Here is a 17,210-nt window from a genome sequence, read left to right on the forward strand (position 1 = left end):
GCGGCCAAGGGCCGGGTTGAACACGGCTTGGGCGGGGCCTTCGCCGGTGATGAGCTGGCCGTTGATCAGGAGTTTGGTTTGCATCGTTTTGTCCTCTTCGAACCTGTTGTTTTGCTGTCGAGCTCGATTCCATGTGGGAGCCACGATTCCTTGTGGGAGCAAGGCTTGCCCGCGATGGCGTCTTCATGATCGCCATCGCGGGCAAGCCTTGCTCCCACAGTAAATCGGGCTCCAACAGTGGCTAATGGGTATTAAATCGAAGGTCTGTTGACTGCCGCACCGGACACATCAGCCGCCTTGGCCACCGGCCGGGAAAACTTCCAGGCATCACCCGCAGGCGCAGTGCCTTTGTCGTACGGCTTGCCGAGCAGCATGTAGACCAGGCCGGCTCCCATCACCACCAGGGTGGTCAGGATCATCGAGTAGTTGATGTACCACGGCGCATCCGGCGAGCGTGGCCAGACCATGTTGATGATCGCGCACACGCCATAGATCAGCGCGGCCAGGTTCACCCACAGGCCCCAGGCACCCAGGGTGAACTGGCCGTTTGGACGCCAGCCCTTGGCACGGGCGATCAAGGCTGCAACGACGATCAGCTGGAACGCGACATAAATACCGATGGCCGCAAAGCCGACGATGGTCGCCACCGCATCGGCCATGAACATGCCAAGGCAAACGATGGCAGCTGGCACCAGGCCGCTGATCAGCAGGGCGAATGACGGCACGTGGTTACCCGACAGACGCTTGAGCAGCGAGCTGCCGATGATCATCTCGTCACGGGCATAGGCAAACAACAGACGGCTCGCCGCCGCTTGCAGACTCAGTACGCAGGAGATGAAGGACACCATTACCACCGCCATCACCAGGCGCGAACCCACCGGGCCGAACGCATTGGCGAGAATGGTCGCGACCGGGTCGGTGTCTTCACCGGCAAGGACCTTGGCCATGTCCGGCACCGACAGAATCAGCGCCAGGCAGGCGAACATCGCCGCGGCACCGCCGATGTAGATGGTCATGCGCATGGCTTTGGGAATGCGCTTGCCCGGGTTCGGGGTTTCTTCGGCAACATCGCCGCACGCTTCGAAGCCGTAGTACTGGAACAGGCCCGCCAGCGACGCCGCAAGAAATGCCGGCAGGTAGGAGCCGTTGACTTCCAGGTTGAACGTGTCGAACAGCACGCTGAACGGCTGATGACGCTCGAAGATCAGCAGGTAGCCGCCCACCAGGATGGCGCCGACCAGCTCACAGAGGAAGCCGAACATCGCCACGCGCGCCAGCAATTTGGTACCGACCAGGTTCAGCGCAGTCGATAGTGCAATGATCGTCAGGGCGATGTAGATATTGGCCTCGGGGCCTGGATTGAAACCCAGCATGATCGCCAGGTAAGGCCCTGCACCGACGGCGACGCCCGCGATGGTTGCACACAATGCCCAGGCGTAGACCCAGCCAACCATCCACGCCCAGCGCTTGCCCACCAGACGGCGCGCCCATGGATAAACCCCGCCGGAGATCGGGAACTGCGAGACGATTTCACCGAAGATCAGGCACACCAGTAATTGCCCGGCGCCGATCAGCAAGTACGACCAGAACATCGGCGGGCCGCCGGCGGCCAGGCACAGGCCGAACAGCGTGTAGACGCCGACCACCGGTGACAGGTAGGTGAAGCCCAGGGAAAAGTTCTCCCACAGGCTCATGCTCCGATTGAAGTCGGAGCTGTAGCCGAGGGCGCGCAGTTGTTCCGCGTCCTGGTCGGCGCTGCTGTTTGCACGCGTGTTGGATGAGCCACTCATTTTATTTCCTCATTATCAATGGCAGTTGATTAGATCCAGCGGGTTGTCCCGCCGATGCCCATTTCGGGCTTGTTGTTGTATTGCGCAGTCAATGCACGTTTCCATGTCGCAGCTGGCGAAGCCTGCGTCCGCCTGCGGAGCAGGCGCTATTGCGGACGATTGAGTTTCTGCCTAGGAAACCTGGGGCCGCTTCGCGACCCAACGCAGCCTTCGGCAGCTGCTACAGGTGGTGTCCTCAGGCGTGTTTTTTCGAATCGCTATCGCGTCCATCGTCGTACTGCGACAGCCACTCCACCGCGGCATCGCGGTAGCGGCTGAAACCCTTGTAATCGACCAATTGCTGATTCAAGTCACGCAGCACCCGGTGCATGCGTCGCGCCCATGCAGGGTTGGTGGCGATGTCTTCGAGGCTGAGCAGGTACGTGCGAATCGGGAACACGATCGCGTTACTGCGGGGCAGGCGGTGCAGCGGCTGCAGCTCGATGCGCAGGTACACCAGCTTGCCGGCGTTTTGCGCGGTCACGATGGTACGGTCCGGCGCCCATTCCGGCAGGCTCTCGGCGGACACTTCGAGGCGCGGGTTGACCGTCAGTGACCAGTTCAGGCGGCGCACCGGGTGCCCGGTGCGCAAGCGCAGCAGGAACTTCAAGGCGCGGTCGAGCATGCCGATTTCCTTGACCAGCGGCACCGGGCCGTGGAACTCCTCCCAGCTCATGCCGAGGTTGAAACGCAGGGAGTAATCGGCGCGCTGCGTAGCAATGCCGGCTCCCCAATACAGCGTACCGTCGCGTTCCTCCTGCAACACCCAGTCGCCCTGGGCCTGGCGAGTCACGTATTCCATCGGCTCGTAGGGCAGGGTGGCCGGATCGCCGAAGGTGAAGTGGTCATCGATGTCCAGCAAACGGTTGGTCCAGTGCCACTGGCGGCCTTCGCGCTGCAGGCTGAAGTACTGCGGATAATCGCGGGCGTAGGACTCCATGATCAGCTCCAGCAAGTCCCACTGCGCCTCCATCATGTGCGGGGCCGAGACGTAGTGCATGCCCGGATCTTTTTCCAGGGTGATCGCGCGGTCCTTGCACTCGCTGATGTAGTGTTCGTCGATGTCGAAAGCGGCACGAAACGCTCCATCGCCTACCGGCACATGAGGCTCGAGATTCATCGAGTACATGTAGTCGTCGTCAGGGAACGGGAAGGGCGCGCGGGCGATGGTTTCCGGGCTGTTGGCGAAGGTGTAGTCGTCGCGGTAGGTTTCGTCGGGATTAAATTTGATATTCATTGTTATTGTCTCCGTCGATCAGAGGTCGATGACCAGGCGATTGCATTTGGCGCGGGATACGCAGGGCATGATTTTCTTGCGGCTGGTCTTGTCCTCGTCCGACAGCCAGTCATCGCTGTGCAGCAGCTCGCCATCGAGCTCCAGGACTTCGGTCTCGCAGTGGCCACAGGCGCCGCCGCGGCACAGGTAGGGCATGCTGTAGCCGGCGGCTTCGACGGCTTCGAGCATGGTCTGGTCCGGCGAAACTTCGATGGTTGCGCCGCTGCGCCCCAGCGTGAAGCTGAAGGCTTCGCCGCCGCTGCTCTGTTCGAGGAATCGCTCGAAGTGCACATGGCTGTCGGTCCAGCCCAACTCCCTGGCGCAAGTCAGAGTGGCGTCGATCATGCTGTCGGGGCCGCACACGTAAACGTGGCTGCCCAGCGGGCGGTTGGCCAGGACCCGGCTGATATCCAGGCGCGAATCGATACCCTTGCGGTACAGGTGCACCTGATTGCCATAGGTGGTCTGCAACTCGGTGCCAAGTTGCGCGTGCGCTTCACCGCGTACGGCGTAATGCAGTTCGAATGGCACCTTGCTCAGGCGCAGTTCCTCCAGTTGCGAGATCACCGGCGTGATGCCGACGCCGCCCGCAATGAAGATGTGCAGGCGCGCCTGCTTGATCAGCGGGAACAGATTGACCGGTGGGGTCACCTCGATCACATCCCCTTCGTGGACGTCGTCGTGCAATGAAACTGACCCGCCGCGACCGCTGTCCACCCGGCGTACGGCAATCTGATAACTGCTGGTGTCGTACGGCGAGCTGAGCAGGGAGTAAGGGTTGCGCAGGGTGTTTTGCGCATTGGCAATCAGCACCACCACATGGCTGCCGCCTGAGAATGCCGGCAGGTGCGCGCCGGTCGGCGACACCAGGGTAAAGCGCTTGATTTCCGGGGTTACCGCTTCAATGCGGGCCACGCGCAGATTCAACGTGCCGTTGTTCTGGCTCATGTGTCGAGCTCCTCGGCTTCGGGCAATTCGCCCGGTACTTCGGCATCGGCCTTGACTGCCTGGAAGGCTGCAAGACGACGGGAATAGTGATCGCGCACCACCAAGGTCACGCCGCAACCGGGGCAGTCGTAGACGCGTTGGGTGACGTTCTCGGTGTAGGTGTCGCAATGCACGCACCAGACCCTGCGCACCAGGGTGCCGGAGTGCTCACGCAGCACTTCGTCGCGGTTCAGGTCGAAATGGGTGGCCACTTGCATGGCGCTGCCCAGAAAGCTTTCCGAGCCGGCGAGGTACAGGCGGGTGCCCATGCGCGCTTCGCCGAGCAGCGCCCGGAGGGCTTCGATCAGTGCCTGGTTGGACGGGTGCACGTGCAGAGGGTGCTGCGGATACTGCTGCAGCTCGCCGAGGAAATCCTGGCCGGAGAAGGACTCCTGGGAGTACAGCAGGGTGATGGGGCTGGTCGATCCGACCATTTCGCCCAGCAGGCGCAACATGGCGCGCCCGCCACTGCCCTGGCCGGCAATGATGTGGTGCAGACCGCCTGGCAGCGGTTCCAGCCGGTCATAGACCGGTCGGCTTTTGATCCCGGTGATCAACATTTTTATTATTCCTCCTGGCTACCGGCGCGGCGGATAAAAGCCGGCCTTGTGCAAAGCCCAACGATGGTGGGTTGCAGATAGCAGGAGCACAGGTCGTGCCAGTTATGTATCTATTTGATTTAAAATGATTTATTAAATAGGGGTGGCCGTGGCAATGGCAAAAGTAACTGGATATGTATGCGTTTTTGCAGCGCTTTTGCGTTTCCCGCTCGATCACTCGCGCTGCAGCTTGCGAATCAGCGTGCCGATGTCGATACCCAGGTGCACCGCTGCCTTGCGCTTGCTGCCGCACAGGTGCACTGCCCTGAGGATCACCTGGCGTTCGAAATGCTGGACCTGCAGTTTGAGGTTCTGCTCTGGATCCTCTTCGTCGGCCACTTGCGGATCTACCGATTGCCGGGGGCGCAGCGGTTCGAGCATCTCAGCTGGCAGGTGATGTTCCTGCGCTTCATCGTCGGCGAGTACTGCCAGGCGCTCGAAAATATTCACCAGCTCGCGGATGTTGCCCGGGTAGTCGTAGCTCAGCAGCCGCTTGCGACAGCCCGCAGACAGGCTGAGGGACGGTTCGCGGTCACCGTTGATGCGGCTGAGCAGGATGTCGATGAGGAATGGCAGGTCCGCACGATGCTGACGCAACGGTGGGATTTCCACGGGCAGTACGGCCAAGCGGTAATACAGGTCGGCACGAAACTCGCCGATGCTCACCAGGTGCCGCAGGTCCTTGTTGGTAGCGGCAATCACCTGCACCTGCACAGTTTTGCTCAGGGGCGAGCCGACCGATTGAATGGTGCTGTCTTCGAGGAACTTCAACAGCTTGGCCTGGACGTGTAGCGGTATCTCGCCGATCTCGTCGAGGAATAGCGTGCCGCCGGCAGCCGCCTCGATATAGCCCTGTTTGCCGCCTGCCAGCGCGCCGGTAAAAGCGCCGCGTTCATAGCCGAACATCTCCGACTCAAACAGGCTCTCCGGAATACTCCCGCAATTGACATGGATGAACGGCCGGTCGCCCCAGCCTGCGGCGCGGTGTATATGCCGGGCGATGGCCGTCTTGCCGACCCCCGGCTCTCCGAGCAGCAACAGTCGCGCGCGGCGGCGAAAGGCGCGCACGCCGGTGTCGGCGATGCCTGACAACTGAGGGGACAGGTGCAGGGCGTTGTCCTGGGGATCGCGCAGACCTTGAGGCTCCACTGGCCGTGCCCCCAGCGAGGCCCGACGTTGCGGCTGGCTGGCGTCGAAGTCTTTCTGGGTGAGCATGCGAAAGGGTTTTTCATAGGCCCCGGTGGGAATCGCATGGGTGCTGCTGAGCAGCACCCGGCCTTCCCGGGAGCGGGTCAAGGCACTGTTGCCGCCGCGATTCAACGCCGCTTGCAGGTCGTCGTAATTGAGTGCCGAGCGCTGGAACAATTCGCTCTCCGACAACCCGATGGCCTGCTGTTTGGACAGTCGGTTGACTCGCTCGGCAGCCAGGTTGAGAAAGCGCACGCGGCCTTCGCCATCAGTAATGATCAACGCCTCGCCGAAACTGTCGAGCAGGGCATGCAGGGCCGGGGTCTCCAGTAAGGCGCCGAGCACTTCGCTGCTGACGTTGACCGAAGAGCGCATTCCCATCTGCAGGCTGGGTGGCAGATTCGAGTCTTTCATGGGTGCAACTCTTGGGTGCGTACGCCCTGGCGCTGACGGAACACGGCGACACGCCAGGCCACGCCTTCACGAATCAGAATGCGCGAACAGTGCACATCGAAGTCCGGCGCGCGCCCGCTCAAATCAGGTAGCGGCAGGCGGTGCCAGGTGCGTTCGGGCAATGCGTTGTCCAGCAGCAGGCGGGCGATGCCGGCGCCGTTGGTGATGCCAAAAGTCTCTTCGAACACCGCGTTACGCCATTGCGGCTGCAGGTGCTCGTCAATCACCAGCACGGCGTCCGGCACCGCGTCGAACACCCGGCGCAGAGCGTCGATGCGTTGTTCGGCATCGTGCTGCATGCGCAGCTCCTGGCTGACGTCGCGAATGCTGCCCCACATGCGCAACAGGTGCCCGTTGACGATGGTGGCGCGCACATCGTTCTCGACGTAGGCGGGTGATCCATCGTGGCGGCGATCTACGGACAAGGCGCAGTCGACGCTGAATCCGGCTTCGATCAGGCGCCGCACGAATTCCTCGTTGGCCGGACTGCGTGGCCAGTAAAGCCGCACCGGTTGCTGATTAAAATCGACATCCGAGGGCATTTCGTAGACGTCGGCCATGGCGCGGTTGCACAGGCGCCAGTGCGAGTCGTTTTCGAACACCTGGCGGACGATTTCATCCGGTGAATTATTGATGTCTACCGCTTCGGCAAACTCGATGCACCAGTAGGCCACCTTGGCGCTTTGCAGCATCTGGCTCATCACTTCATTGGCGTTGTGCATTTCGCGCAGGCGATGGCCCAGCGTGCCCAGCGCTATGTTCAACAGGTGCAGGCGTGCGGGCTGGGTCTCGCGCCACTCCAGCAGACCGCTGGCAATCACGTGCAGCAGGCTGCCGTTGTGCCGGATCAACGTCAGCTCAATGCTGTGCACCTGCTCGTCTGCCGGCGGGTTGGCGAACAGTGCCCGCAAGGTACGAACCGATTCGATGCTGTAGAGGTGTTCGATCGGCTGGTTCATCGAGTCTTCAGGCGCGTAACCCAGTTGATCGCTCAAGCTGGCAGACAGGCTCACGAGCAGCCCGTCGGCACTGATGGTGCTGACGCAGGGGGGCGCTTTGTGGGCCAGCAAATGCAGAATATCCATGGTGAATCGGCTCGGGTTGGCTGAGGATCTCAAAAGCAGGGCACATCGCATGCCAAACGCGTTCTGGCGTAGCAGCAGGAGTAGCTATAGCTACTTGTGGGAGCAAGGCTTGCCCGCGATGGCGGCCTTGAGGATGTCGTCGCGAGCAAGCCTTGCTCCCACAGAATGCTGCGATATTGCAGTAAGCATGGCATTTTTGCAGCGCTGGTCCGACCAAACGGTCATGCGCATCCACTGCGGCGGATAAAAAACCCATGTGTATAGGATCAAAGACCCCGGTAAACTGCGCAGCTTTTTCAAGGAGTCGATATGAGTCACTACCAGCCGGGCATTCTCGCCACCCCCGTTCCGTTGCAAGCTCGTCACCTGTTCTTCGCGCTGGAGTGCGTCGAAGCATTGCCGGCCGCGCTGGATAAGCTGATGCAACTGGTGGACGGTAAATCCGCTGTAGTGGGCTTTGGTGAATCCCTGGTCAAGGCGCTCCATGCCCGGATCGATGGCCTGCGGGCATTCCCGGCGATGACGGGTGTTGGCGTTGATAATCCCTCGACCCAGCATGCCCTGTGGTGCTGGTTGCATGGTATCGACCGCGGCGAATTGCTCAATCGCAGCCAGGCTATCGAAGCGGCACTGGCTCCGGCGCTGCGTCTGGTACAGATGAATGAAACCTTCCGCCACCGCACCGGCCACGACCTGACCGGTTACGAGGACGGCACGGAAAACCCTCATGACGAAGCGGCAGTGGCGGCAGCTTTGCTGGGTGAGGGCGCCGATGGCCTGGTGGGTGGCAGTTTTGCCGCGATCCAGCAGTGGCAGCACGACTTGAAAGGTTTTCGCGCATTGCCGTCCCATGAGACGGACAACATCATGGGCCGGCGCCTGAGTGACAACGAAGAACTGGACGATGCGCCGATCTCCGCTCACGTCAAACGCACCGCCCAGGAAAGCTTTGCCCCTGAGGCATTTGTGGTTCGTCGTTCAATGCCCTGGATCGAGGGTGACCGTGCGGGGCTGATGTTCCTCGCATTCGGCTTTTCCCTGGATGCGTTTGAAGCCCAGCTGCGCCGCATGAGCGGCCTGGAAGATGGCATCACCGATGGCCTGTACCGCATCAGCCGGCCGATCACCGGCGGCTACTACTGGTGCCCGCCGCTCAAAGACGGCCACCTGGACCTGCGCGCGCTGCGCATTGGCTGAACCCAGACCCAGCAGCGGCCGAAGGCTGCGTTCGGCTGCTCAGCAGGCGCTATTCCAGGCGTTTGGGTTTTGGCCTTGGAACGCAGGGGCCGCTGCGCGACCCAACGCAGGCTTCGCCAGCTGCTACACGGGATTGTGGCGTATGGGGAATTTGTAGCAGCTGCCGAAGGCTGCGTTCGGCTGCGGAGCAGGCGCTATTCCAGGCGATTAAATATCTGCCTTGAAAACCCGGGGGCCGCTGCGCGACCCAACGCAGGCTTCGCCAGCTGCTACACGGGATTGTGGCGTATGGGGAATTTGTAGCAGCTGCCGAAGGCTGCGTTCGCCTGCGCAGCAGGCGCTATTCCAGGCGATTAAATATCTGCCTTGAAAACCCGGGGGCCGCTGCGCGACCCAACGCAGGCTGCGCCAGCTGCTACGAGGGTTGTGGCGTATGGGGACCTTGTAGCAGCTGCCGAAGGCTGCGTTCGCCTGCGCAGCAGGCGCTATTCCAGGCGATTGGGTTTTGGCCTTGAAACGCAGGGGGCCGCTGCGCGACCCAACGCAGGCTGCTCCAGCTGCTACGAGCGTTGTGGCGTATGGGGGATTTGTAGCAGCTGCCGAAGGCTGCGTTCGCCTGCGCAGCAGGCGCTATTCCAGGCGATTGGGTTTTGGCCTTGAAACGCAGGGGGCCGCTTCGCGACCCAACGCAGGCTTCGCCAGCTGCTACACGGGGTTGTGGTGTATGGGGAACCTGTAGCAGCTGCCGAAGGCTGCGTTCGCCTGCGGAGCAGGCGCTATTCCGAACGATCAAATATCTGCCTTGAAAACCCGGGGGCCGCTTCGCGACCCAACGCAGGCTTCGCCAGCTGCTACGAGGGTTGTGGCGTATGGGGACCTTGTAGCAGCTGCCGAAGGCTGCGTTCGCCTGCGGAGCAGGCGCTATTCCGAACGATCAAATATCTGCCTTGAAAACCCGGGGGCCGCTGCGCGACCCAACGCAGGCTTCGCCAGCTGCTACACGGGATTGTGGCGTATGGGGAATTTGTAGCAGCTGCCGAAGGCTGCGTTCGGCTGCGGAGCAGGCGCTATTCCAGGCGATTAAATATTTGCCTTGGAAACCCGGGGGCCGCTGCGCGACCCAACGCAGGCTGCGCCAGCTGCTACAAAAATCTGCGCTGGCCAGGCGAAATTCAGCAGCTAACCTTATACCCAAACGTTATTTCCCAGGCTGCCGACTGCTGGATATGATCTTGTCATAACTCGTTATAACAAGTGAATCTCCATGACCGATAACGTTCTCTCCCTTGGCAGTGTTCCGCTGCACACCCAACTGCGCGATGTGTTGCGTGCGCGAATCCTCGACGGTGAGTATCCGCAGGACAGCCAGATGCCTTCCGAAAGCGAGTTGGGCAGTCTGTTCAAGGTCAGCCGCATCACTGTGCGCCAAGCCTTGGGCGATCTGCAGAAGGAAGGGCTGATCTTCAAGATCCATGGCAAAGGCACCTTCGTCGCCAAGCCCAAGACCTTTCAGAACGTCAGCACCTTGCAGGGCCTCGCCGAATCCATGACCGGGCGCGGTTATGAGGTGATCAACCGCCTGCGCAGTTTCAAATTCATCGGCGCCGACAAGCTGGTTGCCGAACGCCTGCAGGTGGCCGAAGGCGACATCGTGGCGCAGATCAAGCGGGTACGGCTGATCAACCGCGAGCCGATATCCCTGGAGATCACCTATCTGCCCCAGGCCATCGGCGAGCGTCTGGAGAAGGCCGACCTGGTGACCCGCGACATTTTCCTGATCCTGGAAAACGACTGCGGGCTGTCACTCGGGCACGCTGACCTGGCCATCGACGCGGTGCTGGCTGACAGCGACCTGACCCAGGCGTTGGGCGTGGAAACCGGTTCGCCGATCATGCGCATCGAGCGTCTGACCCACGATGCCGCTGGCCGGCCTGTGGATTTCGAACACCTTTACTACCGCGGCGATGCCTTCCAGTACCGCTTGCGAATCGACCGGCAAAAAGGGGATCAGGCATGACCCGCAGTTCCGAGAACAGAAGCATCCTTGAGCAGGAATACGACATCGTCGTGATCGGCGGCGGCACTGCCGGCCCCATGGCGGCGATCAAGGCCAAGGAGCGCAACCGCGATTTGCGCGTACTGCTGATCGACAAGGCCAACGTCAAGCGCAGCGGCGCCATCAGCATGGGCATGGACGGACTCAACAACGCGATCATTCCCGGGCATTCGACGCCGGAGCAGTACACCAAGGAAATCACCATCGCCAACGACGGCATCGTCAATCAGGCGGCGGTCTACGCCTATGCCACCCATAGCTTCGAGACCATCGAACAGCTGGATCGGTGGGGAGTGAAATTCGAGAAGGATGAAACCGGCGACTACGCGGTGAAGAAGGTCCACCACATGGGTGCCTACGTACTGCCGATGCCGGAAGGCCACGACATCAAGAAGGTCTTGTACCGCCAGCTGAAACGGGCGCGGGTGAGCATCACCAACCGCCTGGTGTGCACGCGCCTGCTGACTGACGAAGAAGGCGCGGTGAATGGGGTAATGGGGTTCGATTGCCGCACGGCCGATTTTCATGTGATCAAGGCCAAGGCCGTGATCCTCTGCTGCGGTGCGGCCGGGCGCCTGGGGTTGCCATCCTCCGGCTACCTGATGGGCACTTACGAAAATCCGACCAATGCCGGCGACGGCTACGCCATGGCGTACCACGCGGGCGCCGAACTGGCGAACCTGGAGTGCTTCCAGATCAACCCGCTGATCAAGGACTACAACGGCCCGGCCTGCGCCTACGTCACCGGTCCGCTGGGTGGCTACACCGCCAACAACAAAGGCGAGCGCTTCATCGAGTGCGACTACTGGAGCGGCCAGATGATGTGGGAGTTCCACCAGGAACTCGAAAGCGGCAATGGCCCGGTGTTCCTCAAGCTCGACCACCTGGCCGAGGAAACCATCCAGAACATCGAAGAGATCCTGCACAGCAACGAACGGCCCAGCCGAGGCCAGTTCCACGCCAATCGTGGCACCGATTACCGCACGCAGATGGTGGAGATGCACATCTCGGAAATCGGCTTCTGCAGCGGTCACTCGGCGTCCGGGGTTTGGGTCAACGAGAAAGCCGAGACTTCGGTCAAGGGCTTGTACTCGGCGGGTGACATGGCCGCCGTGCCGCACAACTACATGCTGGGAGCCTTTACCTACGGCTGGTTTGCCGGCAACAACGCCGCAGATTTTGTCGCCGGGCGCGAGTTTTCAGCGCTCGATGCCGGGCAGATCGAAGCGGAACAACAACGCGTCTATGCGCCTCTGGATCGTGCACACGGCCTGCCACCGGCCCAGGTCGAATACAAGCTGCGGCGTTTCGTGAATGACTACCTGCAACCGCCAAAAGTGACCAAAAAAATGCAGATCGGCTTGCAGCGCTTCAGCGATATCCAGCGCGACCTGGATCAGATCAAGGCCCACAACGCCCACGAGCTGATGCGCGCGATGGAAGTCAGCATGATCCGCGACTGCGCCGAAATGGCTGCCCGGGCTTCGTTGTTCCGCGCTGAAAGTCGTTGGGGGCTGTACCACTACCGGGTCGATCATCCGCAACGCAATGACAGCGACTGGTTCTGCCATTGCCACCTGAAGAAGGCTGAAGACGGTTCGATGACCAGTTTCAAGAAAGCCGTGGAGCCCTACATCATCCCCCTCGATGCCGAGGAAATGCAGGCCTACGACAAGCTGCGGGTCGGCGCTTACGCCGCCTGACGATTGCCACCAGGAGAGTCCGAACCATGGCTTATCAACCCCAGGAAATTTTCTTCCGCTCCAACGCGCCGGTCACCGTCGATGAGGACCTGTGCATCGCCCACAAAGGCTGCACTGTGTGCGTAGACGTTTGCCCGATGGACCTGCTGGCGATCAATCCGGCCACGCAGAAAGCCTATATGGCGTTTGATGAATGCTGGTACTGCATGCCCTGTGAGAAGGACTGCCCGACGGGGGCGGTGAAGGTCGACATTCCCTACTTGTTGCGTTGAAACCCGAGGCGCACTCGCGAGCAGGCTCACTCCTACAGAGGATCCTGGTGAGCCGCAATCCGGAGTACACCACCCAACCTGTAGGAGTGAGCCTGCTCGCGATGAGGCCAGTACTGCCTGCCCTAAAGCCATCCGGTCACCCCCGGACGCTGAATTAAACCACCCCTCGTTTCCCACCACGCCCTGATCGTGGCGGAGACGAACATCCAATCAATGATTCGAGGGGACACACCCATGTTGTTGCGTGCAGCGTTTGCCGGTCTGGTACTGGCTTCATTGACCCTGTCGGCCTCGGCCGAAACCATCCGCATTGCCATCGGCACCCAGGACACCACGATCAATTGCGCCGCTGGCGGCCTGTTGATTCGTGAGCTTGGCCTGCTGGACAAATACCTGCCCCACGACGGCCAGTACAAGGACGCCAAGTACGAGGTGCAGTGGAAGAACTTCACCAGCGGTGCGCCCCTGACCAATGAGATGGTCGCCGGCAAACTCGACTTCGGCGCGATGGCTGATTTCCCGGGTGCCTTCAACGGCGTCGCATTTGCTACGGCAGGCAAGCACAGCCTGTTCATCAGCGTGCTGTCGGGCAGCATCAAAGGCAGCGGCAACGGCATCGTGGTGCCAAGCGCGTCGAGTGTGCAGTCCCTGGCGGAGCTCAAGGGCAAGACCATCTCCGTGCCGTTTGCCTCAACGGCCCACGGCATGCTGCTGCGCGCGGTGGCTGCCCAGGGTTGGGATCCGCTCAAGGACGTGAACATCATCGCCCAGCCGCCGGAGGTGGCAGGTTCTGCATTGCAGGCCGGGAAAATCGATGCCCATGCCGACTTCGTGCCGTTCGCCGAACTGTTCCCGAGCCGTGTTTTTGCCCGCAAGATTTACGACGGAGCGCAAGCCAATGCGCCGACCTTCCATGGCGCCCTGGTCGATCAGGCCTACGCGAAAAAGTACCCCGAAGTCGTCGTGGCTTACTTGCGTGCCAGCATCGAGGCCAACCAGTTGCTGGCCGCAGAGCCGGAGAAATACAGCGAGCTGATTGCCAAGGTCACCGGCGTCGACGCCGAGGTCAATTACCTGTTCCATGGCCCACTCGGTGTGCAGACCCGCGACCTCAGCTGGAAGCCGGAATATCGCCAGGCGGTCGGCACTGCCATCGATACCCTCAAGCTGCTGAAAAAAGCCGATCGCGGCCTCGACCTCAACACGTTCATCGACGACCAGTACATCCGCGCCGCGTTCAAGGCGTCGAACCTGGATTACTCGGCGCAGCTTGGCAATTTCGCCCAGAGCCCTTTGAAAGCCGTGGATGCGTCGAGCGGCCAGGCTATTACCGATTTCACTCACGTCGCCGAAATCTGGGTGCGCGGTGAACCCAAGGTTCGCCAATACGCCTCGGCACAGGCGGCGTTCAGTGCCTTGGCGGGCCTGAAAGCCGAAGGCAAAAACATCCGCGCGGTGTATGCCCAGGCAAGCGACAGCGGGATCAAATTGCTCGCGGACCAGGCGTGGTTTGCCAGCAACGCCAAGGGCGAGCTCAGCGCCTTCCTGCTCAAGGGCCAGGCCGAGCAATTCGCCACGGCCCAGGGCGGCAAAGTCCTCGACTTCACCGATGCCACCACCCAGGCGGTTGCCATCCGTTAAACACAGACGCCTTTGGAATCCATGTATGTACCGATCATTTATCCGCTGGATCCCCAGGGCCGCGTCGCTGCTGCTCTGCCTGCTGTTCTGGCAACTCGCTGCCAGCCACCACTGGAACCTCGGGCTGGTGACCTTTGCCAATGTGCCTACGCCGCTCGCGGTCATCGAAGCGGCGCTGGGGCTTGGGGATTCGGGCAAGCTCGGCCGTCACCTGGGCAGCAGCCTGAGCCGGGTATTTGCCGGATACCTGGCGGCGCTGGTCATCGGCATCGCGTTGGGCCTGGCCATCGGCCGCTCGAAGTGGGCTGAAGATTTGCTGCTGCCACCGCTTGAAGTGCTGCGCCCGATTCCCGCAGTGGCATGGATTCCCCTGGCGATCCTGATGTTTCCCTCGTCGGAGCTGTCGATGGTCTTCATCACCTTCACCGGCGCGCTGTTTCCGATCCTGCTCAATACCATACACGGCGTCGAAGGCGTCGATCCCAGGTTGATCGCTTCGGCGAAAAGCCTTGGGGCAGGGCGCGGCGCGATCCTGCGCGAGGTCATATTGCCCGGTGCTGCACCGAGCATCATCACGGGCCTTGCCATCGGCATGGGCACTTCGTGGTTCTGCCTGGTGACCGCCGAAATGATCTCCGGCCAGTACGGCATCGGCTACTACACCTGGGAGTCCTACACCATCCAGAACTACGCCGATATCGTGGTCGGCATGCTGCTGATCGGTGTACTCGGCATGGGCAGCAGCCTGCTGATCAAACGTCTCGGCGGTTTGTTCACGCCGTGGCACCGACCACGAGGAAAAGCCTGATGAGTAGTTATCAAGCCATGGAAGGGCGTATCGACATTCGTCAATTGTCGATCAGCCTGGGTCAGGGCAGCACGGCTTTCGAAGCCGTGCAGGGCCTCGACTGCCAGATCGATGCGGGGCAGTTCGTGTGCATTCTCGGCCCCTCCGGCTGTGGCAAATCCACATTGCTCGGGGCGCTGGCCGGGCACCTGCAGACCTCTACCGGCAGCCTCACCGTCGATGGTGCGCCAGTCCTGGGCCCTTCGCCCCAGCGCGGCATGGTGTTCCAGCACCACACGCTGTTCCCCTGGCGGACGGTGCGTGACAACGTCGCCTTTGGCCTGAAGATGCGTGGCATCGGCAAAGCCGAGCGGCACCAGGCCGCTGACGAGATCCTCGCGCTGGTCGGGCTTGAGGGGTTCGCCGGGCGCTGGCCCGACGAGCTGTCCGGCGGCATGCAGCAGCGGGTGGAAATCGCCCGGGTGCTGATCAATCGTCCACGCTTGTTGCTGATGGACGAACCCTTCGGCGCGCTCGATGCCCTGACCCGGCTGAACATGCAGGAACTGCTGCTGGACATCTGGACCCGGATTCGCACCACCGTGGTGTTCGTCACCCATGACATCGATGAAGCGCTGTTCCTGGCTGACCGCTTGCTGGTCATGAGTTCGCGCCCCGGGCGGATCATCGAAGACCTGCGCCTGGACTTCCCGCGGCCCCGCGCCAGCGAGCTGGTGACCAGTCACGAATTTTCCCGCTTGAAGCGCCACTGCCTCGAGTTGTTGCGTCACGAAGACGGTCGGCAGTTACCACGCCTGAACCCTCTCGGACTTCCTCCAGAAAACAAACTGCCGCGATTTGCCCTATGACCAGACTATTTGATGTAACCGATAACGCTGACATTCTTGCCCTGCAACCACGCCTGACCGATGCAGACTCGGGAGTGCGCAGGATTGCCCTGATTGAACTGGCTGATCTCGAAGAGCCTGATGGCCTGCTCTGGCTGGTCGATCGACTGGCCGAGGACCCGGCTGCAGAGGTCCGTGCCGAGGCCGCACGACTGTTGGAAGCCTGGGAAGACGATCCAGTGGTCGAGGGTTTGTGCCAGGCCCTGACCGACCCTTCGCCGACCGTCCAGGCCGCCGCCGCGCAAAGCCTCAGCCTGCTCAAGAGCGAGGCGGCAGGCCGGGTGATTCTGCCGTGGACCGGGCATGCCGAGGTGCATGTGCGCATCGCCGCGTTTCGCGCATTACGCGAATTGCGCTTCCCGGATGCCGCCACGGCAGCCGCTGCCGCGTTGGCCGATGTGGACGCGGGAGTGCGCCGCGAGGCAGTCGGGGTGCTCGGCTGGCTCAAGCAGCTTGAGGCTTTGCCGGCGCTGGCGACGTTGGCCAGCCAGGACCCCGACACCGAGGTTCGGCGGGCGGCCACCGGCGCCCTTGGCCTGGCCTCGGATGCCCAGGTTCTGCCCGCACTGCGCCAGGCCCTGCGCGACAATGCCTGGCAGGTTCGCGAGGAAGCGGCGACTACCCTGGGCAAGGTCGGGCATGTGGACGCGGGCCCGGCGCTGGTCGAGGCCCTGGGCGATGACTACTGGCAAGTGCGCCTGCGGGCTACCCGCAGCCTTGGGCGCCTGCGTTATGGGCCGGCGCTTGAGGCACTGATCGACACCCTCGGCCATCGCATCAGTAACCTGCGCAAAGAGGCCGCATTGGCTTTGGGCGAACTGAACGACCCCGGCGCCATTGCACCCTTGCAGGCAGCGCAGGACGATGGCGACCCGGAAGTGCGCAAAGCGGTGCGCATTGCGTTGAGTCAATTGCAATGAACCCCTCGGCGGTTGGCAATTCCCAGGCGCGCCAGCAATTGCGCCTGAGCTGGCCGGACGGTCGTGAGCAGTTGCTGGACCATGCTGAACTGCGCCGCCAGTGCCCATGTTCGCAATGCCGGGCCTTTCGCCTGCGAGGGCAGGTGCCGCTGGTGGACTCGCGGGTGCGGGTGGTCGAGGTCAATGATCAGGGGTATGGGGTGCAGCTGGTGTTCAGTGATGGGCATGAGCGGGGGATTTTTCCGTGGGCCTATCTTTGCGCACTGGCTACTAACTTAAATTGAATACGCTTTTTGGGGTGGCTGATAA

16 protein-coding genes are annotated in these 17,210 nt (G+C 61.8%); 10 read left to right on the plus strand and 6 right to left on the minus strand.

The window, feature by feature from the left end; all coding sequences use genetic code 11:
- Positions 1 to 189: hypothetical protein (locus ORL50_RS23765; RefSeq protein WP_266018686.1), on the plus strand; the 189-nt coding region annotated here is incomplete at its 5' end.
- 62 nt (positions 190 to 251) lie between these two features.
- Here the strand turns inward: ORL50_RS23765 and ORL50_RS23770 are convergent.
- From ORL50_RS23770 to ORL50_RS23795, 6 genes are all read right to left on the minus strand, one after another.
- Entirely contained in the window at positions 252 to 1,790 is a 1,539-nt protein-coding gene (locus ORL50_RS23770) for an APC family permease (protein ID WP_266018545.1), read from the minus strand.
- A gap of 235 nt (positions 1,791 to 2,025) precedes the next feature.
- Positions 2,026 to 3,066 (minus strand): heme-dependent oxidative N-demethylase family protein, encoded by a 1,041-nt coding sequence (locus ORL50_RS23775; RefSeq protein ID WP_266018546.1) that lies wholly within the window; start codon positions 3,064 to 3,066, stop codon positions 2,026 to 2,028.
- A gap of 18 nt (positions 3,067 to 3,084) precedes the next feature.
- Complete coding sequence (locus tag ORL50_RS23780) at positions 3,085 to 4,053, minus strand: PDR/VanB family oxidoreductase (protein ID WP_266018548.1); 969 nt, start codon at positions 4,051 to 4,053, stop codon at positions 3,085 to 3,087.
- Positions 4,050 to 4,652, minus strand: coding sequence for a dimethylamine monooxygenase subunit DmmA family protein (locus ORL50_RS23785; protein ID WP_266018550.1), 603 nt, complete (start codon positions 4,650 to 4,652; stop codon positions 4,050 to 4,052). Before ORL50_RS23785 ends, ORL50_RS23780 begins: the two co-directional genes overlap by 4 nt.
- A 213-nt stretch (positions 4,653 to 4,865) precedes the next feature.
- Positions 4,866 to 6,293: a sigma-54 interaction domain-containing protein gene (locus ORL50_RS23790; RefSeq protein ID WP_266018552.1), complete on the minus strand. Its 1,428-nt coding sequence runs from the start codon at positions 6,291 to 6,293 to the stop codon at positions 4,866 to 4,868.
- The gene (locus ORL50_RS23795) at positions 6,290 to 7,417 is read right to left on the minus strand and encodes a PAS domain-containing protein (RefSeq protein ID WP_266018554.1); all 1,128 of its coding nucleotides are present in this window, start codon (positions 7,415 to 7,417) and stop codon (positions 6,290 to 6,292) included. The genes ORL50_RS23790 and ORL50_RS23795 overlap by 4 nt, the downstream gene beginning before the upstream one ends.
- Before the next feature lie 309 nt (positions 7,418 to 7,726).
- On the opposite strand from ORL50_RS23795, the gene ORL50_RS23800 reads away from it, so the two are divergent.
- The 9 genes from ORL50_RS23800 to ORL50_RS23840 all read left to right on the plus strand — a co-directional run bounded on the left by ORL50_RS23800 (position 7,727) and on the right by ORL50_RS23840 (position 17,185).
- Positions 7,727 to 8,614: a Dyp-type peroxidase gene (locus tag ORL50_RS23800; RefSeq protein WP_266018555.1), complete on the plus strand. Its 888-nt coding sequence runs from the start codon at positions 7,727 to 7,729 to the stop codon at positions 8,612 to 8,614.
- Positions 8,615 to 9,878: 1,264 nt separating this feature from the next.
- The gene (locus tag ORL50_RS23805) at positions 9,879 to 10,631 is read left to right on the plus strand and encodes a GntR family transcriptional regulator (RefSeq protein ID WP_266018557.1); all 753 of its coding nucleotides are present in this window, start codon (positions 9,879 to 9,881) and stop codon (positions 10,629 to 10,631) included.
- Positions 10,628 to 12,373: a fumarate reductase/succinate dehydrogenase flavoprotein subunit gene (locus tag ORL50_RS23810; RefSeq protein ID WP_266018559.1), complete on the plus strand. Its 1,746-nt coding sequence runs from the start codon at positions 10,628 to 10,630 to the stop codon at positions 12,371 to 12,373. The genes ORL50_RS23805 and ORL50_RS23810 overlap by 4 nt, the downstream gene beginning before the upstream one ends.
- Positions 12,374 to 12,399: 26 nt before the next feature.
- The gene (locus ORL50_RS23815; protein WP_008060065.1) at positions 12,400 to 12,645 is read left to right on the plus strand and encodes a 4Fe-4S dicluster domain-containing protein; all 246 of its coding nucleotides are present in this window, start codon (positions 12,400 to 12,402) and stop codon (positions 12,643 to 12,645) included.
- A 234-nt stretch (positions 12,646 to 12,879) separates the two neighbouring features.
- Complete coding sequence (locus tag ORL50_RS23820; protein ID WP_266018565.1) at positions 12,880 to 14,286, plus strand: ABC transporter substrate-binding protein; 1,407 nt, start codon at positions 12,880 to 12,882, stop codon at positions 14,284 to 14,286.
- Between the two features lie 25 nt (positions 14,287 to 14,311).
- Positions 14,312 to 15,094: an ABC transporter permease gene (locus tag ORL50_RS23825; RefSeq protein WP_266018566.1), complete on the plus strand. Its 783-nt coding sequence runs from the start codon at positions 14,312 to 14,314 to the stop codon at positions 15,092 to 15,094.
- Positions 15,094 to 15,942, plus strand: coding sequence for an ABC transporter ATP-binding protein (locus ORL50_RS23830; protein WP_266018567.1), 849 nt, complete (start codon positions 15,094 to 15,096; stop codon positions 15,940 to 15,942). The genes ORL50_RS23825 and ORL50_RS23830 overlap by 1 nt, the downstream gene beginning before the upstream one ends.
- Complete coding sequence (locus ORL50_RS23835) at positions 15,939 to 16,901, plus strand: HEAT repeat domain-containing protein (protein ID WP_266018569.1); 963 nt, start codon at positions 15,939 to 15,941, stop codon at positions 16,899 to 16,901. Before ORL50_RS23830 ends, ORL50_RS23835 begins: the two co-directional genes overlap by 4 nt.
- Positions 16,898 to 17,185 carry a DUF971 domain-containing protein gene (locus ORL50_RS23840; RefSeq protein ID WP_266018571.1) on the plus strand — a complete coding sequence of 96 codons (288 nt, stop codon included), beginning with the start codon at positions 16,898 to 16,900 and terminating at the stop codon, positions 17,183 to 17,185. The genes ORL50_RS23835 and ORL50_RS23840 overlap by 4 nt, the downstream gene beginning before the upstream one ends.
- The last annotated feature ends 25 nt before the right edge of the window (positions 17,186 to 17,210 follow it).

Source organism: Pseudomonas sp. RIT-562 (assembly GCF_026241895.1).
Taxonomy (GTDB): Bacteria; Pseudomonadota; Gammaproteobacteria; order Pseudomonadales; family Pseudomonadaceae; genus Aquipseudomonas; species Aquipseudomonas mandelii_F.